The organism is Streptomyces sp. NPDC006208, from assembly GCF_040613775.1.
Taxonomy (GTDB): Bacteria; Actinomycetota; Actinomycetes; order Streptomycetales; family Streptomycetaceae; genus Streptomyces.
The window spans coordinates 34,129-60,220 of the sequence record NZ_JBEXSW010000030.1 but is presented as its reverse complement, the minus strand read 5'-3'; the positions used below and the strand labels follow the sequence as shown (position 1 = coordinate 60,220).

The following is a 26,092-nucleotide window of genomic DNA, read 5'->3' as shown; positions in this document are numbered from 1 at the left end:
CAGGTGTTGCGCGGACGGCTCACCGCGCCTGTGGCGGACCTTCGCACCGGCCCCTTCTCACGTCTCATCTCGGTGGACGGCCCGGTCCTGGCTGTTGCGTTCGCCGAGCACGACACGCAACTGCGGTCACCACACGGCACGTCACACGACAAGGAGATGTACGGCCCCACGGAGTGGGGCCGCTTGCCGCATGATGTGGCCTGGCGTCCGGCGTCTCATTCGACGGGGAGGCGCGCCTGCCTCTTCGAGTACGACCCACATCAGCAAGGAGCCCACATGAACGACGCGTCACCCTCCTTCCGACTTCTGCCCGGTGCCTCCGACTCCCCCGTGATCCTGCACGTCCCGCACTCTTCGCGAGCCATACCGGCCCACGTCCGCGACGGGATCGTGCTGGACGGCCCCGCACTCGAGTCGGAGCTCGACCACATCGTCGACGCCCACACCGCGGAGATCGCCCACACGGCCGCCATCACCTCCGCCCGCACCCCCTGGCGTTTCGTCAACCAGCTCTCCCGCCTCGTGGTCGACCCCGAGCGCTTCCCCGACGAACGCGAGGAAATGCTGTCCGTCGGCATGGGCGCTGTCTACACGCGGACCACACACCAGGAGTCACTGCGCCCGGACGACTTCGACGGTGAGCCGCTCATCGAGGACTACTTCCACCCGTACGCGGAAGCGATGACCGCAGCGGTGGAGGACCGGATCGAGGCGGTCGGGCGTGCCGTGATCATCGACGTCCACTCCTACCCCACCGAGCCGCTGCCGTACGAGCTCCACGGTGACGAACCGCGTCCGCCGATCTGCCTGGGCACCGACGACTTCCACACCCCCGGCCAGCTGCTCGCTCATGCCGAGAAGGCATTCGCGGGCTTCGGCGGCACCGGGATCAACAGCCCGTTCGCCGGTACCTATGTGCCGCTGCGGTACTACGCCGAGGACCAGCGGGTCAGCGCCCTGATGGTGGAGATCCGGCGGGACGTCTACATGCAGGAGCCAGGGGGCCCCGCCGGTCCGGGACTGGACGCACTCGGCAGTGCGCTGGCCGAGCTGGTCGACGCCGTGCCTCCCGCCGGGATCTGAAAGCATTGCACCTGCCATCACGACAACGACGGAGGTGCACGATGACCGGCGGCCCTGCACCGGCCGAACGCCCGGAACGGGCGTTCCCCACACCCAACGGGCTCGTGGGCGTGGGCGTCATCGTCCTCGACGAGGTGGGGGATGTTCTCCTCGGTCTCGGCCACAACGGCAGCTGGGAGCTCCCGGGCGGCAAGGTCGACCCCGGTGAGACCTTCGAGCAGGCCGCCGCTCGGGAACTCGGCGAGGAGACAGGGATCCAGGCGGACATCAACAGCATCAGCATGGGCGCCCTGCTCGTGGACGGCGAACGGGGCGTCACGCGGGTCACAGGCGCGGCGCTGGTCGCCTCTGCGTCGGGCGGACCGGTCGTGCGTGAGCCGGACAAGATCGTGCGCTGGCAGTGGTTCCCCCTCAGCGCCATCCCTGCACCGCTGTTCGCGCCGTCAGCCGCGGTCCTCGACAGTTGGCGCCCGGAACTCGACCTACCGGCGGAGGCGTTCCACGCCTACCGCACGACCGGCTGATCCAGCGACCGGCTCACCGCCCTGAGCATCTGTGGAGAGTTCAGCGGCCGTGCAACCGTCGTCCGGGTGCCGGTGTCGCCTGAGCCATTGATCCGCGAACCACGAGATGAACTCTCTTCCGCCGGCAGCGACGCCGCGCGCTCTGTCCGCACACAGTGCGGACAGAGCGCGCCGGGTGGGCTGTTGCCTCAGATTCACGGGTACTGGTTCCCAGGAGATGTTGGGGAAAGGTGTGCGCGTGGTCAAGGGAACGAGGGGGACTCGATGTCACTTCTGGAGCAATTACCGGCGCTGATCGGGGTTGCAGTCGGTTCGCTGGGTTCATATGCGGCTCAGAGCCTGACCGAGCGCCGGAAGTGGCGGCGGCAGCGCGAAGAGAGGTGGGACGAGAAGCGCTTCGAGACCTACGGTCGTTACGCCAATGTCCTGAAGTCGCAACTTCGCACTGCCCAGCGCATCGGCGCGGCCCTGGGGTTCTCGGATGTTGCCGATCCGCTCGAGCCGGCCGAAGGCCTCCCTTTGCTTGCCGATGCGGAGTCCTGCCGCGCGGCTGAGTGGGAATCCGTGCTGTTGGTCGGGGACGCAGCCACGATCACGGCGGCGCGGAGATGGCACGAAACCGTCTGGACCATCGAACTGCTCGTGCGTGAGGGCCACATCGACGCTGAAGCGTGGACCAGAGCGCATCAATTGGCCAGCGCGGCGCGCGATGCCTTCTACGAGAACGCACGGCGTGATCTTGGTATCGCCGGGGGACCTCCGCCCTCGGGAGAGTGGCCGCGACCATGGCGGGCCGAGCTCTCCGCATGAGCTCGTCAGGACTGGTTCTTCTCCAAGGCGGCAACGTACTCGTGGATGAAGTGGTCCCTGATGCCGTCGCCCGCAGGAGCGAGCACGTCACCGGTCAGCCCCTTGGCCCGGTCCGCCGGCCCGCCGATGAGTGGCATCGACTCGCGCAGCCTCCCGTCGGAGTCGATGTAGCGCAGGGTGTCGACGTGGTGGAAGGCGGGCTCCGTCGGGAGGTGCGGCACGATGTCGTTGTTGTTCACGAAGCGGTGCATCCGCTTCGTGAAGGCCTTGTTGTGAGCCGCGGCGAGCAGTCGGTCGCAGGTGCGGGGCTGCCCGAAGGTGTAGATGCCGTCGGCCCGCAGCCGCGGGTCCTCCATGAACAGGTGCGCGCCTGCGAGCATCGCGAGAGCACCGCCGAGGCTGTGCCCGGTGAAGAAGACACTCTGTCCGTTGTCACGGAACTCCGCGATCGTCTTCTCCACGCCGGGAAAGACGGACTCCAGCGCCTGGGCGAAGCCGTAGTGGACGTACCCGGTCCTGCCAGGACCCGGCCACGGCGGGGTGGTGGCGTCGGAGAGCCAGTCCTTGATCTGCACCGGCTCCGTACCGCGGAAACCGGTGACGATCATGTCGCGTCCGGCCATCGTGTAGGCCTGGGTGTCCTCGAGCGGGAACGGCGGCGTGAAGCGGGTGCAGTGATGACGCACCCGGTCGAACCCCCACTCGCGCGCCCGCTCTTCGATCCGGGCCTCGTCCTGGTAGGCGAGCTCGGCGGCCCGCACCATCCAGTACGCGAACGGCAGGCTGTACTCCCGGACCTTGTGATCGAACGTCGTCGGTGCAGGCACAACTACTCCTTCGGGACCGCGGCCGATGGCCCAACGCGCATCGACCAGGCGTCCGTCGTACCGCGTCGGCTCGACCTGGACGGTGGTGGCGTGCGTGGTCTTCACCCGTACGGCAGCGCCGCGGGCCGGAAGTATCGATCCTCCGCACCGGTCTGCATCGATCGGAGCGCGGTACACCTGACCGTCTCCAGGATCCGCGACTCCATGAGCAATGAAGGCAGTTCGTCAGCAGTGGATCAGCAAATCCGCAGCTTCCTCAGCCATGACTACGAGCAGTGGCAGTCGGTTGTACGCCGCTTCCGTCAGCCTGCGGGTCGCCGGTTCGACACGATGGTTCGGCGGTGGCGGCGAGCAGGGCGGTGTCGTCGTCGACCCGGTCGGGGGAGTTCAGCAGCTCCAGGGCCCGTTCGGTGATCTGCTGGGGGTCGGTGCGGGCGGCGGCGGGCAGCGCGCCGCAGCTCTGGCACAGGGCCTCCAGGCAGCTGTCCAGGGACAGCACCCGGTTTTCCACCAGGCCGTCGGTGTACAGCAGCAGGCTGGTGCCGGGCGGGAACGCCACCTCGCGGTCGACTGGGGTACTGCCCAGTCCCAGCGGCAGCGCCGGGGGCAGCTCCAGGTAGGCGGTGTCGGCGGCTACCAGCAGGGGCGGCAGGTGCCCGCTGGCGGCGTAGCGCAGGCTGTGGCGGTGTGGGTTGTAGACCGCGTACAGGCAGGTGGCGAAGCGTTCGATGGCGAGCGACTGCAGGTAGGCGTCCAGCCTGGCCAGCACCTGGGCCGGGCCGGCGCCCTCCATCGCGAGGCTGTGCAGCGCGGAGCGGAGTTGGCCCATCACGATGGCGGCTTCCACGTCGTGGCCCATGACGTCGCCGATGGCCAGCCCCACGGCACCGTCGGGCAGTGCGAGCACGTCGTACCAGTCGCCGCCCACCTCGGCGCCGCGGTTGCTGGCCCGGTAGTGGGTGGCCAGGCGCACCCCTGGCACCTGGGGCAGGCGGTGGGGCAGCAGGGCGCGCTGCAGGGTCAGGGCGAGGCGGCGCTCGTTGTGGTACCGGGTGGCGTTGTCGTAGGCCAGGGCCAGGCGGTGGGCGAGATTCTCCAGATACTTGTGTTCGACCGCGGAGTAGTCGGTGCGCCGGACCAGTACCAAGGCCCCCAGTGTCTGGTCGTGGGCGTGCAGCGGCAGGGCCAGCACGGTGGCGGGCGCCGGGTGCGGGCCGGCTGGGGCCGGAGCGGTGCCGCTGATCGCGTGGGTGGCGGCGGTGGCCAGGGCTTCGCGGGCAAGCAGGGGGGTGCCGGCGATGTATGCCGATGGCGACTGCGCCGGGGCGGGTGCCGCGGCGGTGAGGTGGATGCTGATCTGGTCGGCGAAGTCGGGCAGCAAGATCTGGCCGGCAGTCTGCAGTATCTGGTCCGGGTCGAGGGTGGCGGACAGCCGCAGGCCCGCGTCGGCCAGGGAGGCCAGCACGGCCAGTTGGTTGCGGGTCTCGGTCAGGACCTCTTCGCGCAGCCGGGACAGCTCCAACCCGGTGCGGACGCGTGCCAGCAGCTGGCGCGCGGAGAAGGGTTTGGCCAGGTAGTCGTCGGCGCCGGCCTGCCGGCCCTGCACGGATTCCTCCTCGCCGGCGCGGGCGGTGAGCAAGACGATGGGCAGGCGGGCGGTGCGCGGGTCGGCGCGCAGCGCGCGGACCAGCTCGAAGCCGTCCATGCGGGGCATCATGACGTCGCTGAGCACCAGTTCCACCGGCTGCGCCAGGGCCATCTCCAGGGCGGCCCGGCCGTCGGCGGCGAGCAGCACGTCGTAGTCGGGCTGCAGGAGCTGGGTGAGGTAGGCGCGCATGTCGGCGTTGTCGTCGACGACCAGCAGACGGGCCCGGTGGGGGCGGTCGGTTTCGTGCGGACCGGGGCCGTGGGGGGCGTCGTGGGTCGCGGGGGCGGGCGGGGTGCGTGCGGCCGGGGTGGCCGCGGCGGGGACGGGGTCGGCCGCCAGCCAGCCCAGCGCCTCGTCCACATAGGCCGCGGCGCGGCCGGGCCGGCCGCCTTCGCCTTCCCTGGGGGTTTCCCCGGGGGATCCGACGCCGGCCGCGGGCGGGTCCGGGCGGGGCCGGTGGGCGGCGGCGAGGGGGAGGTCCACGGTGACGTTGGTGCCCTGGCCGAGCCGGCTGTCCACGCCAACGGTGCCGCCGTGCGCTTCCACCAGGTCCTTCACCAGCACCAGGCCGAGGCCGCTGCCCTCGTGGGAGCGGGAGCGGGCGCCGCGGACCCGGTGGAAGCGCTCGAACAGGCGCGGCAGCTCGTCCGCGGGGATGCCGGTGCCGGTGTCGGTCACGGTCAGCCGGGCCCGGTCGTCGGCCGCGACCACCTGCACCCGGGCGCCGCCGGTGAAGGTGAACTTCAGGGCGTTGCTGAGCAGGTTGAGGATGATCTTCTCCCACATCTCCCGGTCCAGGGAGACCGGCTTGGGCAGCGGCGGGCAGTCCACCTCCAGCGTCAGCCCGGCCGCCTCGAAGGCGGAGCGGAACACCCCGGCCAGCTCGGCCGTGGCACCGGCGAGGTCGACCGGCTCGAGGGCCGGGCGCATCTGCCCGGCCTCGGCCCTGGCGACTTCCAGGAGGGTGTTGACCTGCTTCAGCAGGCGCAGGGCGCCGCGCTCGGCCAGCTCCAGCTGCTCGCGCCGCTCGGGCCGGTCCTCGTCGGCCAGGGCCTGCTGGAGCGGGCCCAGGAGCAGGGTGAGCGGGGTGCGGAACTCGTGGCTGACGTTGGCGAAGAAGGTGGTCTTGGCCCGGTCCAGCTCGGCCAGCGCCTCCGCCCGCCGACGCTGCTCGTCGTGGGCGAGCGCGGCCGTCAGCGCCCCGGCCACGGCGGCGGCGAGCACCTCCAAGAAGTCCCGGTAGGCCCCGGCCGGCGGGAAGCAGGGGTTGACGCCCACCACCAGGACACCCTCCACCTGGCCCGCACACTCCAGCGGCAGGGCCAGCGCCTGCTCGACCGGGAGCCGGAGGGCAGCGGCGTGCTGCCCGGCGGTGTTGCCGCCGGTGAGCGCGGCGGCCGGCAGCGTGGCAGGGGCACCGTCGGCGACCACCTGCGCCAGCCGGGCCGCGACCTCCGACCCGTCGGCCGCACTCAGCGAGGCCTCGGGCGTCGGCCGGAGCCCGGCGGAGGCCGCCGGCCGCAGCATCCCCGGCTCGGAGGCCAGGTACAGGCCCAGGAACGGGATCTCCTCGGGATAGGAGCCCAGCACCTCCGCGACGACGCGGGCGACCTCGCCCGGGGTGGGCAGCCCGGCGGTGCGGGCGCCGGTCTCGCTCAGCAGGCGCAGCCGGCGCTCGCCGAGTACCCGGCCGGTGGTCTCGGTGATGATCTGCAGCACGCCGCCGGCGGTGCCGTCGTCCAGCAGCACGGGCTGGAAGGCGGAGTCGAAGTAGCACTGTTCCGGAAAGCCGTGGCGCTCCATGATGAGCGGCTCATCGGGGATCAGCAGTGGCTTGCGGGTGTCGGTCACATAGTGGAAGTGGGAGCTCACGGGGTGGACCCAGACCTCGGGGAACACATCCTTGTAGGGCCTGCCGAGCGCCCAGGGGTGTTTGGCGCCGACAATGGGTGTGGAGCCCAGGTTGTACAGCGTGGCGAATTCGGCGCCCCAGTACAGAGCCATCCCGTGCTCAGAGGTGAGCATGAGGCGCAGGGTGTCCACCAGGGGCCCCGGCCAGGACTCGGGGGGCCCGAGCGGTGTCGCCGCCCACTCGATGCCCGCCAGAAGCTCGCCGAACGCGCCGGCCTCGGCGAACATCCGGGCCGCCGCGGTGCGCGGGTCATCGGGCCGGGTCATCGAGAAATCTTCCTCCTGGCGCCTATGCGATCCGCCCGCGCCCTCCCACGGCTGCCGACGGACACTCGCTGCGGACCTTCCGGGCAGATCGGACGCCGGATCCGACGGTTCTGCCAGAATTGCAAGATAAAGTAATCAAAATTGTGATTTGTTCAGAAGTTTACGCTTGCAGCCGCACGCCGACGGCGGCGATCGTCGACTCAGCAGTCCCTGTGGGCGGCCGGCACCGTCGGCGCCGACGGTGTCGGCCGGGACGGCGGGAAGAAGGTGACGGGCCGCAAAGGGCAGGTCGTGGACTACCTGGGCTTGCTGCTGGTGGTGCTGGTCACCGCCGCGAGCGTCCAGGACCGGGATGCCGCGATGCCGCTGCTGCAGCAGCCGCGCGAACTCCACCGCAGGGTCACCCTGGTGTGGGCCGACGGCGGATACGCCGACTCGTCGACTGGGCCCGCACCCGGCTCCGCCTCGCGCTCACCATCGGGCCGCCCACGCGCACGCGTAACCCGCGCTGTTGATGGCGCAGTGCAGCGCCATCGGTGGGATCAGGCTCCCCGACCGGCGTCTCAACTCGCAGAACACCACACCCGCGAGCGCGGTGCCGACGACCGCAGCGGTCACCGACAGTGCGACTCCGGTCGGGCCCGTACCGAAGACCGCTCCGGCCGCGGCGTTCGAGCTCGTGAGGCCACGGGACGGCTGATTGTGCCACAGTCCGAAGAGGGCCGAGGAGACGGTGGTGGCCCATGCTGTTCCCCATCGCCGCCGCATCATGGCCCACAGGACACCGCGGAACGCGATCTCCTCCAGCAGCACCGTCCCGAACGGCACCCTCACCAGCGCACGGAACACCAGTTGCCCGGCCGACAGACCGGCGGCGCGCTCGTCCTGGAACGCCTCCCTGGTGAACGGCACGGCCAGCGCCACCAGACAGACCACGAGAACGGCCCCGGCCAGGACGATCCCCCACCGCAGACCTCGCCGTGCCGAAGCCCGGCCGAGCCCCAGCTCGTCCAAAGTGAGCCCGGACAGCAGGGCGATCAGCACGAGCGCGGCAGCCGCGGTGATACAGACCGGCACGTACAGCTCGGGCTCGAGGTGGTTGACGAGCGCATTGGCGGCCGCGAGCACGGCCACGGCCAGGAGGAGCATCCCCATGGGCACAGCAGGATGTCCGAACCCGCCCGCCCGGCCCCACCCAACGCGCCGCTCAGCCGGAATACGAAGGAAGTAGTGTCCGCCGCGGCCCGGGTTGTGGACCACGGGCCCAGACCGTGCGCCGGCGCTGGACGGTGCCCTCGACTCCGGGGAGGGCCGGCGATCGTGCCTGCTGACGACCTACGACGGGTCCTCGCCGACGCGCCCCACGACGATCTCGCCCAATGTTGCATGCAGGTCCGGCCGTCGAGGCTTCGTGCTCGCTGGCGATGAGACCCCGCCCCTGTGTCACCGAACTTGGTCGGTCATCGCAACGGCAGGTCTCACTTGGCATCGATGCCGCAACTGCGCGTGGAAGAACGGCGGCGGTAGTACGAGACCGTGACGGCGGCGAGAAGAGGGCCCCACAGGAGCAGCGGCTGGTACAGGATGCCGACCGCGAGGTCTCCGGTGTCAGTCATGTCATCGTGCGGGTACGTCCACCACCGGGCAACGTCGGCCCACAGCACGGTCAGTGCCAGCGCGCCGAGTGCGGCCGGGACGACGGCGGCCATCGGACGGACGACGCGCCCGCCGATCAGCGGTATCCAGCGCGGCACGACCTCGCCCCACGGCCGCACCAGACCGATCGTCAGGAAGGCCAGGAGTTCGCAGACCACACTGAGCGTCAGCATCCAGACTTTGGCGCCAAGCGACTCGAAGTCCGAGAAGCCCTCGTCGGTGTAGCCGGCCGGGTATCCGAGGACCAAAGCTATTCTCCATAGGCCGCTCGGCAGGACAACCAGCGTGGTGAGATGCGCCGCCCAGACCGCCCATCGCGGCGGTCGAGTTGTGCCATGTGCGGTTTCGGTGATCACGGGAATGCTCATACGACGCATCCTGTCGCGCCGCTCACCGCATTCCGTCACCCTGCAATCCTGACCCGGACGGTCCGGAGGATGACAACTGAGCGGCGTGCTCGGCCGCACGGCGGAACCCTCTTCGACTTCCGAGACGATGTACTCAGACCCCCGTGGCCTCACTGAATGATCGGCTTTCGAAGTCCCTCCGGGGCTGACCACGGAGCTGAGACCGTGCCTGTCGCCTTGTCAGATGTCAGTGGTGGCAAGGTGAGTCCGTAGAAGCAGCCGAGGTTTCCTCTGCATCAGTCGCGAGTAACCCAGCGATGATCACCCTCATGCCACTGCGGTGTCAGAGCTGGGTATTACGCTCGCCGCATGTCTGACGCGCCTGTGTTGCTGAGCAGCGAAATACCTTCCTCGTCCGTGATCACCGATCTTGCGGTGGTCGAGGTGGGCGGCGGTCCGCTGGTGGTCTGCGCCGACCGCGACGGTGCCGTGTGGACCTGGGACCCTCAGCGGGACCTGTGGCAGCCGCGGCCCTTGGCATACGCGTTTGCTGAAGATCCGCTCGCCGTCGAGTACCCCGACGCCGAGAACGAGCTGAACTCGCTGGCCGCGGCCGTTTCCGGCAGCCGGGTGCTGCTGGCAGCTGGTGGCCATGAACAGGGCTCCGCCCTCTGGGATCTGGAGAGCGGCGAACTGCTCCGGGGGGCAAGGTACGGCGAGCCTTACGTCGGGTCCATGGCCACCGTGAAGGGGGAGGGACCACCGCGGTTCGTGACGGGTTCGGATGCCGGGGTCCTGGTGTGGGGACTGACCGCAGGGGAGCCCCCGGCGGAGCTACCGGACAGCGACATCCACGGCATCTGCGCTGTCGCCACCGCACGGGTCAACGGCCGCTCGCTGGTCGTGGCGGGCGGTGGCGACGTGGGTGTGTGGGACCTGGCGCGGGACGAGCAACTGACGTCCTTTTACCCGGATGACGGCAGTGTCGAAGCGGTCGCTGTGTCCCAGCTCGCCGATCGTCCGATCGTGGTCGCGGCGGCGGATCCGGGACAGGTGTACGTATGGGGACTGTCAGGGGATGAGGGTGATGAGCCGATCTACGATCCCATCGTCGGTCACGAGGGCAGCGTCTCCGCCCTGGACACCGCCACGGTCGGCAACCGGCCCCTCGCGGTAACCGGGGGTGCGGACGCGACCGTACGCATCTGGGACCTGGCCGAGGGCGCGGGAGTCGGTGCCCCGCTGACCGGCCATCGGGGCGGCGTCACGATAGTGCGGACCTCAATGCTCGGCGGCCGCGAAGTCGCCCTGAGCGCGGGCGTGGACGGCGTGATCCGCGCCTGGGACCTGGCCGCCTTGGTGTGGTAGTGGTCGGCTTCGGAGGTCCTTCGGCAGTCGATCAGCGAACTCCGAATGACCGTCAGCCGGTTTGACGCCGTCTGGAACCAACCGTCTCCGCCGTACGACTCGGACTGAGGTCAAAGAACAAGATCAGCCAACGCACACTCAGCCGTCGGCATCTGGTTGCCCGTACTCCGCCCGGAACCCACCGATGCGGTCCGCCACCAGCGCGAGCCAGGCACCCGGCGTGTAGGACGTAGGCGGGTCAACCTCCATCCCCAACTCGGATACGGCGAGCGCGTAATCGGGCTCCTCAAGACCGAGAGCGAACAGCTCGTGCAGCTCGCCGACGAGGCGGGCCACGAGCGTGCGGTCAACCGTGTTGCCGTAGTCGCGTACGGCGGCGTCGTGGTCGGCGAATTCGTCGGGCATGTCCTGCGAGAACCAGCCGCCGAGGAATTGGCCGAGCTCGGGGAAGCGGGCGTGCCACTCCCAGTGCGTCTCGGGCAGCGCCGCCGGGGGCGGGACCTCGCCCTCCTCGATGCTGCGCCGGATGAGGTCAGCGAGCAGGACCAGCCACTGCTGGATCTCGGCCTCGGGCAGGCCGATGTCCGGCACCGGGTAGAACTCGCCGAGGCGGAGACGGAGTCGGCCGGGGGGATTCTGGGCGTAGGTGCGGAGCTGCTGCTCCGCGACCGACAGGGCCCACGGGCGGGTGTGCCAGGTCTGGCGCAGATAGGCGGTGAGGGCCTGGCCGGGGCGTTCGGGGGTGTCGTCGGCAGGCTGGCCGACGTATGCGCTGATCACCTGGTCGAGTTCGCCGTAACGGCGGTCGAACTCCAGCGGCTTCATGGACATGGGCCTGCCTCTACACGTAGATCGGGAACGTGGTGTGCACGACGAACCCGAGCGGACTCGCCGACTCACGCCGGAGCACCACCCGGGCGGCCCGCACATCCACGGGTCCGCGTCCCGCGAGAGCCATGCCCTGGAGCAGGACGCGGCCGACCGGCTCAGGGCGCGAGGGCCAGGCGGCCTCGATGGTGAGGCGAGGGCGGGTGCCCTGGGCAAGCCAGCGGTGGATGGCCTGCTCGTTGCGGGTGACGACCTCCTGGGCGGCCCACTGGGCGGTTTCCCGGTCGGGATAGGTGGCGGATCGGATGAGCACGGTGGAATCCTTATACGGCTGGGGTCAGAGGGACTCGAAGGTCCAGAGGTCACGTCGCGGACGTCCTGAACCGGGCCAGCGGTGAAGTCGTCCGCTGCCTTCGAGCTCCGCCCGGTCACCGTGTGCGGCCCGGTCAGGGCCCTGGTTCGGCATTGTTTTCTGGGTTCAGCTGGGCGGGTCAGATGGACTGGAAGTTCCAGAACAAGGCGACTTCAGCGTCGTTCACGGCGATCAGACCCGCGTCCCAGCCGTAGTGGCTGAACGGGTCAAGACCCGTGACGGGCTGTTCGTAGAAATCAGGACGTTCGCCCTTCCAGCCGATGTTGGAATAGAAGCGGGTATCTTCGGGGAAGCGCGACATGATCACTTCGGCGCGGCGTTCCATGTCCGGCCTGCGCTCGTCCCAGTTCCAAGTCTTGGCCACGTCCAGGCCGAGAACTCCGAGCAGGACGATCAGCGACCGCACCGAGGAGCGCGGGAGTTCCGTCACCCGTGCTCGGAAGCCCTCGGCGTCCTCGGGTGTCGAGGGGGGCCCCAGCCAGGGGAACAGCGGATCGTCCCGCCTCTCGTCCTCCCCCTCGTGAGGATCGATGGATTCCCAGCCCCGCGGGTCCGGGGTCTCGAGACGCATGATCGCCGCGACGTCGAACCACCACTCGTCGTGCTCGCGCGGAGCGACGCCTACGAACGTACAGATGCGCTCGTACAGCCTGAGCGCGTCCGACCAGGTCTCCGCGCTGAGATCGTTCATCACTCGCTCCATTATTCAGGCGCCGAGGTGTAGATGACGAAGGGCGGGTCGAGGCTGGCGTCGTACCTGAGGCGCGTGGTCACCCCGTGGGAGTCCTCGGCTGGCATGATCTGGTCGTTCACGATGCGCGAGGTACGTCCGGTCACGGTCGGTCCTGCGAGCGGGCCTTCGTTCGGCACAGACGGCACGGTGAAAGCCTTCGAAGGCGGCTGCGGCGGCGGATTCTTCAGCCAGTCCTGGATCTCCGAGGTTTTCTGGCGGATGCAGTACTGGGTGTACTTCTGCGCCGACTCCAGGTCGGCGAAGGTCGAGGCGGCGAGAACTTTTGCCTTGCCGCCTGCAGTCTTCTCGTCCTCGAGGCGCTGGATCAGCTGTTCATCGGTCTTGCCGACGTGCTTGTCGAGGGTGTGCCCGTCCCCGAGCCCCTCATTCGTCGCGAGGTCCAGCGAGTACATGTACGGGAAGGGGCTCTCGCCGCCGCGCTGCCAGCTGTGCTGCTTCTTGAACTCATTGAGCGAGCGCGCGCCGAAGCCCTGGGCCCGGGCGATCTCCGCCTGGTAGGTCGGAGCGCTGAGGATGGCCAGATCCAGCTCCGCGAGGAGGGCGTGGAGTTTGCCGGCCGCCTCATTGAACTCACGGTGGTAGTCCTCGACCACCGCATCCACGCCCTCCTTGTCCATGTGGGACCGGAAGATGAGCACGATTGTGCCGACGACCCCGCCGACCACTCTCTTGGTTATCTCCTTCCAATCGAAGCTCGGCAACAGGTCGTTGGCCGTGGCCTTCGTGGCGTTGATGGCCGCTTGTGTGGTGAACTCTCTGGTCTTCTTCCCGACGTCGGACACGTGTTCCAGGATGTCGGCGACCGCGTCCGCGGTCTTCTTCAGCACGTCGATGATGGGCCGCCGACCGGACGGCGGGAGGTCCTTGGTGGTTCGCCATTCGCGGCCGCCGGTCTGGCTCCGCTGGCCGTCCTCCCCGCGCTGCCGCCCCCAAGCCGTGGTGCCCCAGATGGTCTGGCCGAAGGCCCGCATGGCCGCCTGCCACTCGCCCCTGTCCTTCGGGTTGGTGATCGTGGCGATGGCGTCGTTGAACTCCTCCGAGGACTTCACGGCCTCGGAGCCGATCTTCCGCCACGCCTTGGCCATGTCCCGGACCTCGTCGTCCCTGATGCCCGGAGTGATCTCGTGGACCTTGCCGAGGCGCAGGCCGTGCTCGATGGCCGGCCGGATGACGTCCGCGAGGAAGTCGGGGAAGTCGCCGAGCACGCCGGAGATCCACCACGAGTCGACGTCCTCGCCAGTGCCCGTCCATTTGATGGGGTTGACCGGCCCGTAGGGCGGCGTCTTGTTGATGACGACCGGCTCCGGGCGGCTCGTCGGCTGCGGGCCCTTACGGCCGCCGGCCTCCCATTCGGCCAAGACGTAGTGGTTGGCGGTGAGCGTGAGTCCGACGGCGGCGCCGCCGACGCTGACCACGCCCCGGCCCCAGGCCTCCAAGAACTTGGCGGCGACCTGCTGGTATGCCTCGGCGAAGTTGTCGGCGCCCCAGCCGGTCCCGGCTGACTGATTGTACTTGTTCAGTACGTCGACCAGGGCGAAGCCCCGCTCGGAGTGCTTGTACTGCCCCTCCTTGACCAGGTCTGAGGCGTGGTAGACATGCACGGGCTGGATGTCGAAGCCCCCGTTCTGCGCGGGGGACGGCGGCGCTCCCGCCATCAAGCGGCCCCCCAGCCGCGCAACACGGCCTGGTGCGTGGAGGCGTAGGTGACGTGGCCCTTGACCACCATCTCGTGCAGCCAGGCCTGGGCCGCTTCCAGATCCTGCGCGGACAGATCCCATTTGTCGAGCTCGTCAACAAACGCCTGGCGCGCCTCACCATCCCAGGTGAGAACGACCTTCTCCACTCGCGGATAGAGCAGGTCCAGTTTCTCGTTGAGCTTCTTGAGGATGTCCTCGAGATCGGCAGCGAGCCTCCGCAGCGTCGCGAAGTCGACTGCTATGTGGTCGTCGTCCGACGACATGTGTCCCCCCTGATGTCACAAGCCGGCGATGTGGCTCTGCGGAGCGGGCACCGCGGCGTCCGGGTTCGACGTGGAGAGTTCATTTGCCTCGGCTGCCACATCGACCGAGCTCTGGATCTGCCGGAAGCGGTCCATGATGTCCAACTCCTGCTCAGTGAAGCCGTCCCGACTCAGACGCACGGCCTGTTCGAGCGTCTTCATGACCTCACGGAGGCGTACGGCGTCCTCCGCGACCCCCCGGTGGAGAGCCCGATAGACCTTCGCCGCGGGACCGCGCCAGCCGGCCTCGATCACGTCGACAATCTCGTCCATGCGCTTGACCTGTTTGTTCAGGTAATTCTGCATATCGTCGAGGTCATTGGCGAGGACGGTCAATTTGTCACTGGATGCCCGGAGGTCGGATTCATCCACGGACTGCTCCCCTCGTCTCTTGCACATCAACACGGGTGATACACAACGGTGTTGAACAGGTGTCTTGACCAACTCTATCGGCACGTTACAGACGGTCAGACGGTGAAGGGGAAGAAGTGGCGCGTCTCTGACCTCCGCCACCGCGCGTCCGTACCCGCCTTCGGAGCTCACCGAGTATGCCGACCCCGCTCTCCTCCCACCCGCGGGCTCGCCGCCGCACCGTGACAGCCGCCCGTCCGGGTGCCCCCGGCGCTGAGAAGGTCGAAGCGGTCGCCCCACGTGCACATGCCCGATGACGTGGCGTGACGAGATCCCAACCGCTGGCGGCAGCGTGCTTCCCGCCGGGCGCGGGGAGCGGACCTGCCGCCATTGCGTAAGCCGCTCCTCTGGGTATCCGTTGTGCCGAGTACCCAGCTCGAGGGATCCCCCGGGAGGGCTGGCGACGCCACAGCGACTCGCGCTTCGCGCATGTCTCCGCGGTCAGGCGGAGCTGCTGCCCTGCCGTCGCGCTTGGCCGGATCAGGCCCCGTCCACGACCGTCAAGTGATGCCGCAGCTCGTCGGCGACACGGGCCTGATCTCCTTCGGCCGGCAGACGCCAGTCCGAATCGATACCCCGCTCCACCGCATACCCGCTGCTGAAGCGAATGAGGTCGGGGGAAGGTAGGCATGTGTCCCGGAACCAGGCGAGGAAGCGTCCGGCGTCGCCTGCGGTGGCGTCCACGAGTGTGATGCAGTCCCGCCCGTGGGCCGTGGCGGTGCCTTCGCATTCGACGCCGTCGCCGGTGGCCACCCAGAAGGAGAGGTACGGCTCACCATGCCGTGTGGCGTCCTGACGGATCTTGTAGCGGACTTCCGTGTATGCCTCGCGCATGGCTTGGCCCAGCCGCGACAGGTCCAAGGCCCAGGCTCGTGGCGCCTTCTGCGGAGCGTAGAAGAGGAAGGTGACCGGGTCGTCGTCTTCGGGTGTCATCCGGGGTGCGCCCTTGCCGGGTCGGAGGTTGATGAACGTACCGAGCACTGCCTGGTACCTGCTAGAGCGCCACAAGTATCTGCCGGTATGAGCGGTCCCCTGAGCTGCCGCCCGCCGTGTGGCCATGCCGTCACTCTAGGTTCGTTTACATCGCCAACGGACCGCATATCGTCGGAGATCGAAGCATCCGTGTACCGTGGCCGCATGAAGGACGACGAGCGCCCCACCACCACTGAGACCCTCGTCACCGCAGCCGAGATCGCCCGGCTCGCGGGGGTCACGCGAGCCGCCGTTTCCAACTGGCGCCGACGGCATGACGACTTTCCGTCTCCCAAAACCGGGAGCACCAGTAGCCCCCTCTTCTCTCTGCACGAGGCCCGAGCCTGGCTGGACAAACAGCGCAAGGGTCAGGAGATGTCGCCAGAAGTACGCCTGTGGGAACAATTGCGCACCCTTCACGGCGACAACATGATCCGGGGGCTCACGATGGTCGCCGAGGTGCTCGCAGGCGCGCACGATCAGACGGCTGCACCGAATCTCAAGGCTCTGGTCGATGAGCTCACTGCCGACCACTCGCCCGCAGAGTTGCTTGGCAACTTGGCCACACGCTACGCCGTTTCGTCAGGCAGAGCGGGTGTTGACGGGATCACTTCGCCCCAACTTGTCAAAGCCATACGCCACTTCACCGATCGGCAGAGTGAGACGATCTTTGATCCTGCGTGCGGCATCGGCTCATTGCTGCTGTCCTTTGACGATCAGGCACACACGCTGATCGGTCAGGACATCGACGCCACCAGCACACGCTACGCTCAGTTGCGCGCGAGTCTGACGGGGGTCCGCGACGTCACCATCAGCACTGGGGACTCCCTGCGCCGCGATCTGCACCCAGAAACCAAGGCGGATCTTGTGGTGTGCGAGCCTCCTGCCGGGGTCGCAGACTGGGGACGAGAGGATCTGCTCCTGGATCCGCGCTGGGAGTTCGGCGTACCTTCCCGGGCCGAGAGCGAGCTGGCGTGGCTCCAGCATTGCTACCATCACACCGCCCCGGGCGGCCAAGTGGTCATGGTGATGCCCGCATCCGTCGCCTACCGCAAGGCCGGTCGAAGAATCCGAGCAGAGATCGTACGCCGGGGTCTCCTCACCCAGATCGTGGCCCTCCCGCCAGGGTTGGCCGCATCCCACTCCCTTTCCGTGCAGCTCTGGATACTCAGACGTCCTGACGGTCGGGACACGACAGTTGACTTCGTTCGGATGACAGATCTCACCGGCAGCGCCCCCGAGGGGCCGTTCGAGCCGGAAGCCGACCAGACCGCCGATATTCCACGCATCGACCTTCTCGGTGACACTGTCGATCTGACACCTGCCACCCATATCTCAGCCAAGCACACCGACTTCACTGCCGAATACGCAGCAATCCAGGCTGCGATCGGAGAGCAACTCGCGCTGCTACTGGACCTGTTGCCTGCCCTCACCACCGGCGCACCGGGCAGCCTGCACGAAGGTGCCACAGTCAGCCTTGCTGACCTCACCCGCGCCGGACTGATCGAAGTGTCTGACGACTCAGCCGTCTCGACGAGTGACCAACTGGACACCGACTACCTGAACGGCTTCTTGCGCAGCGCGTCCAATACCAAACGCTCGACCAGCACCAGCGGCACATTCCGCACAGACACACGCGGTTCACGCATCCCACAGATGGCCATCAGCCGACAACGGCGCTACGGAGCTGCTTTCCGCGCTCTCGCCGAATTTGAGCAGCGGGTCAAGAAGTTGACGGAACTCAGCGGGCAGGCCACGAACTTGGCTCGTGACGGGCTCACCAGCGGAGCACTCACCCCGCCGCGATCCGATCGCGCCTGAGAACCTGGCCAGCAGGGCGAATCGTTACGGCACCACGGGAAGGAAGGGGCTACGGACACCGCTCCACGAAACATGGAGGGCCTCACGCGCGCGGGTGCATGCGACAAACAGCACGCATCGTTCGCGCAACATGTCTGACTCGTGCTGAGTCCGGTCCACCTCGGCTGGTGTGATCTCACGTGCGAACGGAATCGCACCGGCCGTGACGCCGACGACGGCGACGCACCGGAACTCCAGGCCCTTCATCGCGTGCATGGTCGCCAGTCGCACACCGCCGGCCTCTGCGCCTGGATTGCCCTTCACCCGGACCGTGGGCACGCCTACCGCCTCGAGTCGGTCCCGGACCTTGTCAAGCAGCACATTGAACCTGGTGCACACAGCGATCTCCGCCGGCTGGATCCCCTGTGTGATCCACCCCTGCAAGCGCTGTACCAGTGCCGTCACCTCGGCCTGCTCTGAGGTGTGTCCGTCGACGTGCGGCGTTCTGCCGTGCAGGAGGGAGCGGTAGCCGGCCAAACTGTCGCCGCCGTCGCCGGCCAGGTCCTCGACCGGCACGTCCTCGAGGATGCCCGTGGACCACACCAGGATCTCTTCGGTGCTGCGGTAGTTGATCCGCAGGCGGTTGGAGCGGCCTGTCACGGATATGCCGAGAGACGTGAGCGACACGTGTGCGTCGTAGATCCGCTGGTGCGGGTCGCCCGTGATGAAGAGATCGTCGGGTCCCGGCTGCACGGCCGCCCTCAGCACTCGCCACTGGGCCGGGTGAAGGTCCTGCGCCTCGTCCACGACCACGTGGGCGTAGCCCAGCGCCGAGCGGTCGGATGCGTTCAGCAATCGGGCTGCTTCGTCGCACACTTGGAGGTGCGTGCTGACGCCTTTGGAACGCAGCACGGTCTGGAACGCCTCGACCGCGCGCCAGAACTGAGCCCGCTTCAGGGGGCCGAGTGCAGTCCCCCTGCCGCGCCGGGTGGCGGCCAGGTAGTCCTCGGCCGAACGCAGGTCCTGGGCAAGGACGACATGCCGGTATTCCTGCGCCAAGAACTGCTCGGTCCACACCAGGCCCAGCTGATTACCCACCTTCTGCCAGATCCGTCGCTCTTCCTGGTCCCCGATCGGTGAGGGCGTCCGCCCGCCCAGTTCACGCACAACGCGGTGGGCGTAGGAGTTGACAGTGGTCACCTCCACGCGGGACAGCTGGGCTTCGTCGTCGAGGAGCAGGGCGAGGTTCTCGCGTAGGGCCGCAGCCAGAGCGTTCGTATACGTGGTGAGCAGCACTCGAGCATCGGGAGAACGCGACAGCAGGTGCTTGACCCGGTGCAGAGCCACGACGGTCTTGCCAGTGCCGGGTCCGCCGGAGACCTGGGCGGGACCGTTGTATGAGACCCGATACGCGAGCCGCCGCTGCGACGGGTGAAGGAAGACCCGCCAGGCCGCGAACGGCTTCTCCAGGATATCGGCGAGTTCGTCGGGCTCGGTGATCAGGGTGATACGACTGCTGGTGTTGGCGATGGCGGCAGCAAGATCCTCGGCCGGCTCGGGGGCCGCGTGGACCGGCCGCCGCACCGCGACGATGTCCCGGTAGACCTCATCGGGTTTGAAGCCCTCGGCGAGAAACGTCAGCACCTCGAACTGGTCCTCGGGCAGCAGTGTCCCGAAGGCATCCAGCTGGGACCGGTCGATGACGGTTCGTACGGCTTTCAGGACCTGGTCATCGATGCCCAGCTCCCGAAGAACAGTGTCCGAGTACGAGGCGAAAAGCAGACTCGGAGCCGAGCTCGCCGCCTTCTCGAGCGCGGGCGTGAGCTGCTCGATGGCGACGACATTGCGCACCTCGAGCGCGCGGGTGGCCGTGTTGACCGTGTAGAGGCGCTTGGCGGCCCAGGTGTAGGCGTCGTCGTGCGGAACGACGTTCAGAAGCAAAAAGGTGTCGCTGCCGTCGTCAGGTGCCAGGACGACGCCCCGCCAGAAGTCGTTGATGCGGATGGTCCGCATACGCGGGTCGCGTGCCTTGTCGACGGACTCCAGGTGGAGACCCTTGTCCGCGTGAAGTTCGGCGACGGTGAGCTGCTGGAACTTGGCCATTGCCTTGCGTACGCCTGCTTTGACCGGCTTCTCCAGGGCGTCGAAGCTCTCCCAGAAGGTGTTCGCGAAGGCGAGCTGAGGCACTGGGAGGCTCCTTACTCCGATCGGGCCAGCCTGTTGATCATACGGGTCTCCCCCGAGGCAAGCCGCTCCGCGAGGTCCTGTACGTCGGCGAGCAGCGCGCGGGGCGGCTGGTCCAGATCCAGGGCGTGCTGGTGGATGGTGATGCTGGCATTGCGGATCCGGTGTGCCGCGTGCGGAGCGTTGCCCTTCGCGTAGACGAGATGGCCGTCGGGAAGGCCGAGCGCGGTGCAGTAGGCAAGCATCTGGTACAGGTCGGCATCCGGGAAGCCTTCCCGCTTCTCGGCCTTGTACTTGGCGTCGACGACGGCGCGCGGACGGCCTTCGTCTGCATACCAGACGAAGTCGGGACGCATCCTGACGGTGTCGTCCCGGTCCAGATGGATGCCCCTGGCTTGCAGCTCGGTGCAGCCGCCGTGCGGGACGAGTGCCTCGCGCAGCGCAGTGCACACGAAGTCTTCGAAGAGCCTGTTCATGTCGAAGACGAAGCCGTCGATGTGCAGCGGCCCCTCGTTGTGTTCTGCCGAGGCTCCGCGCAGGACCGTCTCCGCGAGGCGGAGCACCGCGTGGCAGCGAGCATTGAGACGAGTGGGCCGCCACACCGGCAGAGCGTGCCCGCGTACGAGCGAGGTCACATCGGCAAGCCGCGAACGGTGATGTGCCAGTCGGCGGCGCACGTCGCCGGGGACCCCGGGCAGGCGCAGGAGGCGTTCGACGGCGGCGCGCAGGATGCGGTTCTCTGCTATGTCGGTCGTGTACTCGTCGTACACGATCTCGACGGGCAGGGCGGCGTTGTAGTGGCGCCGTATCTGATCGGCCTCGCGAATGCGGCCGCGTACGACGACGGCACTCTCCTCTGTCGTCCGGTAGCCCTGGACGAGCCCCTGCGCGAGGGCCCTCGCCAGTTGCCGTTCAAAGGCATCGGCGAAGGCGGGCAGCACTTCGGTGTGTTCGGCGACGTCGACGTTCTCGTCGCACGGGGCAGTGTGCGGGGACAGTGCGTAGCCGAGGAGGAAGAACAGTCGGGCGATGGGCACCTTCGGGGTGATGCGCAGGGTAACGGTGCCCGTACCGGGCACATCGAACGCGACGGCCCCGACCTTGCTGCCCGCACGCAGTCGCCAATGCCCGGGCAGATACGGATCCGGGACGGCGTCCACCATGCCGGAGGCGGCGAGGGCTCGCCCGACTGCGTCCGGGAGGGCATGCACGTCGGGCCGGGCATGCTCGACGAGCTGGATGGTGGTCACGAGGCGTCGTCGGTGCCGGACGGATCGTTCCACACGAGATCGCCGGGCTGGACGACGAACCGCTCTCGACGGGCGGCCACGAGCTTTCCGAGAGTGGTGAGACCGTACCGGGCCTGGACGTCGATGCCGTCTCCGTAGTGGTGTTCCTCCAGCAGCGGGAGGATCTTGGTGCGCCAGGTGCGCTCCAGGCCGCCCTCACGGTATACGCCGTCCTTCATCAGGTAGGAGGGCCCGATGCGGAAGTCGGGTTCCTCGATACGTGAGTTGAGTGCGTCGAGGAGGTCGGCCGGCTCGGGGTCCCGCTCCTTCTCCGCGAGCCAACGGCGCAGCAGTCCGCTGGTCGGCTCCGTGCGCGGTGAGAGTTCGACGAAGGCGAAGCGCCGGCGCATCGCCGCGTCGACGAGGGCGATGGACCGGTCTGCGGTGTTCATGGTGCCGATCACGAAGAGGTTCGGCGGGAGCGCGAAGTCGTCGCCGGAGTAGGTGAGGCGTACGGACTTGTTGCGGTATTCGAGGAGGAAGTACAGCTCGCCGAAGACCTTCGCCAGGTTGGCTCGGTTGATCTCGTCGATGATCAGGAAATGCGGTATGTGACGGTTGCCCTCCCGGGAGGCCAGATCGGCCAGCTCGCGCAACGGCCCTGCGGTGAGCCGGAAGGCGACCTCACCGGTCTTGGGGTCCTCCCGGGGCCGGAAGCCCTCGAAGAAGTCCTCATAGGAGTAGGAGGGATGGAACTGCACGAGCTTGACCTGCTCGGGGCCCCCGCCGAGGAAGGTGGCGAGCTCGAGAGCCAGGAAGGTCTTGCCGGTGCCGGGCGGCCCGTACAGGACAATCTGCCGTTCGTCCCACAGCAGGTCCCGCAGCTCACGAAGCCACGCCACGTCGTGTATGAGCAGGTCGGCAGCCAGTTCGGGGCCTGGCTCAGGTAGTTCGAGCTCCCGGCGGCGTTCGGTGATCGCTGCGATCTCCGCGCTTGCATCACCTTCGAGCGTTGCTTCGGCTTCCGCGGCGAGTTCCGCGTCGGACAGACCCAGACCGTCGAGCAGAGGCTTCACGACGGTCAGGTCCACCATGTCGTGCTGTACGGAGAGCTTCTGCTGAAGTTCCTCGGGGAGCTCGTCGTAGGGATATCCCTCGGCGTGCCACTCGACGGGCCGGCGCAGGTTGGACCGTCCGCCGTCCGACGCGGTCTGCTCGGCGGAGCCTGTGACCTCTCCGACGTACAGCCGTCCGCCGGAGATGGTGCACACGGTGTCGCCGGGCTTCATCCGGGACAGGAACGCATGCAGCGCCTCGACCAGCTCCAGCTTCTGGTTGTAGGTGGCCGCCGACTCATAGTCTTCCTCGATCAGGGACCGCAGCTGATCCTTGGTCACGCCCTGCTCCACCCCCGGACGCAGCCTGGACGCGGCGAGTGACACGCGCTGCTCGGGAAGCCACATCCGCTGGACGAGATCGAGGCCGGAAACGTTGGAGCCCCGTACGAGCCATGCACGATTGGGACCCCACCCCACGTGGTTCAGAAAGTCGGCGAGCGGGTGCCCGTCGGCGGTCTTCCACTCCACCCATCCGTTGGCGCTGCGCCCCACCAGGATTTCGGCCGCGGCCGACGGTGAATTGCACTCGATGTCCCGGGCCGTCTCCAGCCAGCCCGGCCAGGTCTTGGACTCGCGGATCGCCCCTTCCTCGATCAGCTGCTGCCGCAAGCGATGGGACGACGGCATGCGGAGGGGAAACGAGGGGACCACGTCGGGTCGGGCCGGGGACTGAGCCCGTACGAGGAACTTCTGGCTCCCGTTCGTGCCCTTCTCCGCCAGAAGCCGCCCCCTGGCCGAGGGACCGCCGCTCGGCAGACGCAGCAGGAACTCCGGGTACTCCACTGGCTCGGGATGTGCCCCGTGCTCCTCGCTCACACGCACTCCTCGGCCTTGTGTCCTGCGGCTGATTCTTCTCTGGGACCCTACCCGCGGAGTCCACCAGCCGGGCAGCGGCTGTGCGGCCCCATCGGGCACGGATGTCGGCGGTGGCGGGGGCCCTGGCCTGGCGACCCACGATGCAGGCGGCCGCCTGGCCGAGCGGTCACAGCCTGGCGACAGGCAGAAGGTTCACCAGCTCGGTCACGTCCTGGTGCCAGGCCCGTACCTCAGCCGGTGTGGGCGGCAGTTCGTAGGTGTGGTGGTGGCATGCGGCACTGAGGGACGACCAGACGGTGTACCACTGCCGGGCGACGGACGGCCTGACGTACCACTGCAGACTGAGCATTCTGGTGCGTCCGTTACGAGTCATGTTCGGGCTGATGCTGTGCCAGAAACCGTCCAAGGTCTCCTCCAGGGCCAGCCGGAGCAGGACGGCGGAAGCACGGGCACGCAGACCAGGAGTGAGGGTGTGGGTCACATCCAGCGGCGAGCTGAGCAGTCGATCGGCGGCGGCAAGGAGGCCGCTGGTGGGGAGGGTCATCGTGCCTGCACCGCCTTCGCCAGCCGCTCGGTGAGCCGGACCAGTTCCTTGCGGTCGCCGACGTGCACGGGTGCCCGATGGGAGGCTTCGTTGCACTGCCTGATCAAGTCCTTCGCCCAGGGACCGTGGTCGCGAGCGATGGCGTCGAGAACCGCGGTGCGCTCCACCGAGAGAGCAAGTGCCGCAAGCCCGGTAAGAGGCCCGGCCTTCGCGATCTTCTCCTCGGCAGCGCGCTGACCGAACCCGGACTTGCGAAGTGCGCTGCGGGCGGCATCCAGATAAGCCGCCTCCAGAGCCACCCGGCACATGGCGGGAAGCACTCTGTCCGCGACGTCCTGCGGCAGGTTTCCGTCCAGGGCGATGGCCCGCGCCTCTTCCAGCGCCTGACTCACCGGGTCGCTGACCGGCACGAGCTGGACCACCGAGTCGGTCTGCCGGGAGACCCGCTGGATAGTGGCGCTGATACCGAGACGACGGATGGCTTCCTCGAGCCGGGTGTCGTGGGTGAAGACGACGACCTGCCGGTCGCGGGCGTACAGGTCGAGCACCTTGGCCAGGCCCTCGACCTTCTCGGGGTCCATGGACTGCACCGGGTCGTCGATGACCAGGAAGTTGAATGGGCTGGACCGGTGAGTGGCTCGCGGCATGAACAGGGAGAGCGCCAGCGAGTGCAGCTCGCCCTGGCTCATGACGCCGAACGCGGGTGCGTCGATGGCATCCACCGCGACGTCGAGAACGACCCTGCGCTGATTCGCCGCCCCGGCAAGGCTGATCGAGCCGAGAGACACACTGCTGCGCTCGCACAGCAGGTTCCACACGGTCTGCGACTGGTCGGCGAAGGGCTTGAGCCGCGTATCTCTCAGCTCGTCCGTGATCTTCCTGAGCCACGCACGAACGGCCTTGACCAGCTTGATACGGGCCTGCGCGGACTCGGCGGACTCCGCGTGCCGCAGCCACTCGGTGATGCGTGCCGCCACGGCCTGCCAGCGTCCGTCCTGCTCTGCGAGCCGCTGCGCGGCATCCTCGCGCAGCTGGAGGCAGGCGTCCCCGAGAACGGCTTCGGCCCGCTCGACCCTGTCCGCCAGTTCCCGGGGGTCCCCGACCGCGCGGCAGGCGGCCCAGTCACGCCAGAGGGCAGCCAGCGACGGTTCATCGGCCTGGAGCCAGGCGGGGACCGGCTGCACCACGTCGTGGACGTCCCGCACGGCGGCGCTCAACTCCTTATGCGCCGCCTGCGCTTCGGCGGCCTCGTTCTGGAGCCGCTCGACCTGCTCCCGGGCGCTCGCTGCCCAGGCCTGGTCAAGGCGGTCCGCTGCGCCGCACACAGGGCAGCCGGCATCCTCGGGGTGACGGCGACGGTGTCCGAGCGCCCCTTCCAGCAGCCCGATCAGTCTCCGCGCATCCTCGGCAGAGCTGTATCGCGCATCCTCGGCCACGGCAGCTGCCGTACGGAGACGAGTGACGGCGGCCGTCACAGCCGGGCGATCGGGAGCCTCCAGACCGGCCAGTCGACGCAGGCGGCCGAGCGCGATGTCGTCGGCGACGGCACCGTCCTTGAGCAGCGCCCGCACACGCTCGAGGTCGGGGTGGCGTCCATCGAGTGCCGCTATGGCTTCGGCGGCACGTGGGTCGTTCTGCTCGGACAGTTCCTGGGCAACGGAGGCCGTGAGATCGGTCGACGCCTTGACCATGTCGGTCAGGGACTTGGCGAGGATCCGCGCCTTGGCGTCGGTGTCGCTGAGCAGTTCGAGACCAAGAATTTCGGAGAGCGCGTCGTGCAATGCACTGAGCGGCCCGTTGATCATCGCTCCGAGTTCACTGTAGGGCAGGAACGGCCGGTAGAGCGACAGCTCTTCGGAGTCGACAACTTCGTGCAGCTCGGTCACGGAGGCGCCGGGCCCCTCCACCACCGTTCGTGAGTCGGCCAGCTGATCGCCGTGCCAGGACCGGCGGACGGTGACCGGGTCACTTCCGTCGTCGAAGGTGAGCCCTACCGAGATCTCCGGACCCACGCCATGGTGCAGGTTGCGCCACCCCTGCCTCCAGATCTGGGTACGTCCCTGCCAGCGGAAGTTGTCGCCCGTCAGGGCCATCTCGGCGGCTTCCGCGAAGCTTGACTTCCCGGATCCGTTCCGGCCCGCGACGACCGTCAGGCCGGGCTGGGGCCGCAGTTCGAGGGTTGCGGCAGGACCGATGCCGCGCCATCCAGTAGCCGTGATGGACCGGAGGTACACCAGCCCGGCGCGGCCGCTGCTCCGCACCTGAACATCGGGCAGGAGCTCGCGGAGCAGATCCTGTGCCTCAGAGGTCAGGCCGGAATCAGGCAGACGACTGAGCAGCAGTCCTCGCAGGGAGGTTGGGACGGGCCGGACTTCGTCGGACATCGCGCGTGCTCCTTGTGGTGGGCGCGGCAAGTGAGGACAACGCGAGCGACTCGCCGCATCGTTGCCAGATTGAGCATGACTCAGATCCGTTAGCATCGTCAACACACTTTGATAACTCGATCAGTTCGAGCATGTGTACTTCGGGCGCTTGAATGTCCGACGGCTGCGAAGGTCGCATCACCCGCTTCAACAACCGGGAGGAGAATGAGCGCCAGGCTCTACGGAACCCGATCGCCGGC

21 protein-coding genes and 1 pseudogene are annotated in these 26,092 nt (G+C 68.2%); 6 read left to right on the top strand and 16 right to left on the bottom strand.

The annotated features are described in order from the left end of the window. Positions 1-276: 276 nt before the first annotated feature. The 3 genes from ABZ208_RS24100 (at position 277) to ABZ208_RS24090 (ending at position 2,417) form a co-directional block, all read left to right on the top strand. Entirely contained in the window at positions 277-1,083 is an 807-nt protein-coding gene (locus tag ABZ208_RS24100; RefSeq protein ID WP_356911531.1) for an N-formylglutamate amidohydrolase, read from the top strand. A gap of 41 nt (positions 1,084-1,124) precedes the next feature. After that, a complete protein-coding gene (locus ABZ208_RS24095; protein WP_356911530.1) occupies positions 1,125-1,607 on the top strand; it encodes an NUDIX domain-containing protein in 483 nt (160 codons plus the stop codon). Positions 1,608-1,871: 264 nt separating this feature from the next. Beyond that, positions 1,872-2,417 (top strand): hypothetical protein, encoded by a 546-nt coding sequence (locus ABZ208_RS24090; protein ID WP_328393897.1) that lies wholly within the window; start codon positions 1,872-1,874, stop codon positions 2,415-2,417. 5 nt (positions 2,418-2,422) lie between these two features. Here the strand turns inward: ABZ208_RS24090 and ABZ208_RS24085 are convergent, their stop codons facing one another. Continuing rightward, positions 2,423-3,244: a lipase family protein gene (locus tag ABZ208_RS24085; RefSeq protein ID WP_356911529.1), complete on the bottom strand. Its 822-nt coding sequence runs from the start codon at positions 3,242-3,244 to the stop codon at positions 2,423-2,425. Positions 3,245-3,500: 256 nt separating this feature from the next. Continuing rightward, positions 3,501-7,070 (bottom strand): SpoIIE family protein phosphatase, encoded by a 3,570-nt coding sequence (locus ABZ208_RS24080; RefSeq protein WP_356911528.1) that lies wholly within the window; start codon positions 7,068-7,070, stop codon positions 3,501-3,503. 246 nt (positions 7,071-7,316) lie between these two features. Here ABZ208_RS24080 and ABZ208_RS24075 point away from each other — a divergent pair. After that, positions 7,317-7,448 (top strand): annotated as a pseudogene (locus ABZ208_RS24075) (IS5/IS1182 family transposase); the annotation flags it as partial. A 93-nt stretch (positions 7,449-7,541) separates the two neighbouring features. Here the strand turns inward: ABZ208_RS24075 and ABZ208_RS24070 are convergent. After that, positions 7,542-8,225, bottom strand: coding sequence for a CPBP family intramembrane glutamic endopeptidase (locus tag ABZ208_RS24070; protein WP_356911527.1), 684 nt, complete (start codon positions 8,223-8,225; stop codon positions 7,542-7,544). 323 nt (positions 8,226-8,548) lie between these two features. Continuing rightward, positions 8,549-9,094 carry a hypothetical protein gene (locus ABZ208_RS24065; protein WP_356911526.1) on the bottom strand — a complete coding sequence of 182 codons (546 nt, stop codon included), beginning with the start codon at positions 9,092-9,094 and terminating at the stop codon, positions 8,549-8,551. Between the two features lie 348 nt (positions 9,095-9,442). On the opposite strand from ABZ208_RS24065, the gene ABZ208_RS24060 reads away from it, so the two are divergent. Continuing rightward, positions 9,443-10,441, top strand: a complete 999-nt coding sequence (locus tag ABZ208_RS24060) for a hypothetical protein (protein ID WP_356911525.1) — start codon at positions 9,443-9,445, stop codon at positions 10,439-10,441. 138 nt (positions 10,442-10,579) lie between these two features. On the opposite strand, the gene ABZ208_RS24055 is transcribed toward ABZ208_RS24060, so the two are convergent. From ABZ208_RS24055 to ABZ208_RS24025, 7 genes are all read right to left on the bottom strand, one after another. Further along, positions 10,580-11,272, bottom strand: a complete 693-nt coding sequence (locus ABZ208_RS24055; protein ID WP_356911524.1) for a contact-dependent growth inhibition system immunity protein — start codon at positions 11,270-11,272, stop codon at positions 10,580-10,582. A gap of 10 nt (positions 11,273-11,282) precedes the next feature. After that, positions 11,283-11,582, bottom strand: a complete 300-nt coding sequence (locus ABZ208_RS24050; protein WP_356911523.1) for an RNase A-like domain-containing protein — start codon at positions 11,580-11,582, stop codon at positions 11,283-11,285. Positions 11,583-11,760: 178 nt separating this feature from the next. Further along, complete coding sequence (locus tag ABZ208_RS24045; protein ID WP_356911522.1) at positions 11,761-12,333, bottom strand: hypothetical protein; 573 nt, start codon at positions 12,331-12,333, stop codon at positions 11,761-11,763. Between the two features lie 11 nt (positions 12,334-12,344). Beyond that, positions 12,345-14,051: an RNase A-like domain-containing protein gene (locus ABZ208_RS24040; protein ID WP_356911521.1), complete on the bottom strand. Its 1,707-nt coding sequence runs from the start codon at positions 14,049-14,051 to the stop codon at positions 12,345-12,347. After that, positions 14,051-14,356 (bottom strand): WXG100 family type VII secretion target, encoded by a 306-nt coding sequence (locus ABZ208_RS24035; protein WP_356911520.1) that lies wholly within the window; start codon positions 14,354-14,356, stop codon positions 14,051-14,053. Before ABZ208_RS24035 ends, ABZ208_RS24040 begins: the two co-directional genes overlap by 1 nt. Positions 14,357-14,371: 15 nt before the next feature. Beyond that, positions 14,372-14,767 (bottom strand): WXG100 family type VII secretion target, encoded by a 396-nt coding sequence (locus ABZ208_RS24030; protein WP_356911519.1) that lies wholly within the window; start codon positions 14,765-14,767, stop codon positions 14,372-14,374. Between the two features lie 519 nt (positions 14,768-15,286). Beyond that, positions 15,287-15,739 (bottom strand): hypothetical protein, encoded by a 453-nt coding sequence (locus ABZ208_RS24025; RefSeq protein ID WP_356911518.1) that lies wholly within the window; start codon positions 15,737-15,739, stop codon positions 15,287-15,289. Between the two features lie 204 nt (positions 15,740-15,943). Here ABZ208_RS24025 and ABZ208_RS24020 point away from each other — a divergent pair, with 204 nt between their 5' ends. Next, positions 15,944-17,599 (top strand): N-6 DNA methylase, encoded by a 1,656-nt coding sequence (locus tag ABZ208_RS24020; RefSeq protein ID WP_356911517.1) that lies wholly within the window; start codon positions 15,944-15,946, stop codon positions 17,597-17,599. 24 nt (positions 17,600-17,623) lie between these two features. On the opposite strand, the gene ABZ208_RS24015 is transcribed toward ABZ208_RS24020, so the two are convergent. The 5 genes from ABZ208_RS24015 to ABZ208_RS23995 all read right to left on the bottom strand — a co-directional run bounded on the left by ABZ208_RS24015 (position 17,624) and on the right by ABZ208_RS23995 (position 25,853). Further along, positions 17,624-19,765, bottom strand: coding sequence for a UvrD-helicase domain-containing protein (locus tag ABZ208_RS24015; RefSeq protein WP_356911516.1), 2,142 nt, complete (start codon positions 19,763-19,765; stop codon positions 17,624-17,626). 11 nt (positions 19,766-19,776) lie between these two features. Continuing rightward, a complete protein-coding gene (locus ABZ208_RS24010) occupies positions 19,777-21,012 on the bottom strand; it encodes a restriction endonuclease (RefSeq protein WP_356911515.1) in 1,236 nt (411 codons plus the stop codon). Continuing rightward, a complete protein-coding gene (locus ABZ208_RS24005) occupies positions 21,009-22,925 on the bottom strand; it encodes a DUF4357 domain-containing protein (protein WP_356911514.1) in 1,917 nt (638 codons plus the stop codon). The genes ABZ208_RS24010 and ABZ208_RS24005 overlap by 4 nt, the downstream gene beginning before the upstream one ends. A 166-nt stretch (positions 22,926-23,091) precedes the next feature. Continuing rightward, the gene (locus ABZ208_RS24000; RefSeq protein ID WP_356911513.1) at positions 23,092-23,469 is read right to left on the bottom strand and encodes a hypothetical protein; all 378 of its coding nucleotides are present in this window, start codon (positions 23,467-23,469) and stop codon (positions 23,092-23,094) included. Next, positions 23,466-25,853 (bottom strand): AAA family ATPase, encoded by a 2,388-nt coding sequence (locus ABZ208_RS23995; protein WP_356911512.1) that lies wholly within the window; start codon positions 25,851-25,853, stop codon positions 23,466-23,468. Before ABZ208_RS23995 ends, ABZ208_RS24000 begins: the two co-directional genes overlap by 4 nt. Between the last annotated feature and the right edge of the window lie 239 nt (positions 25,854-26,092).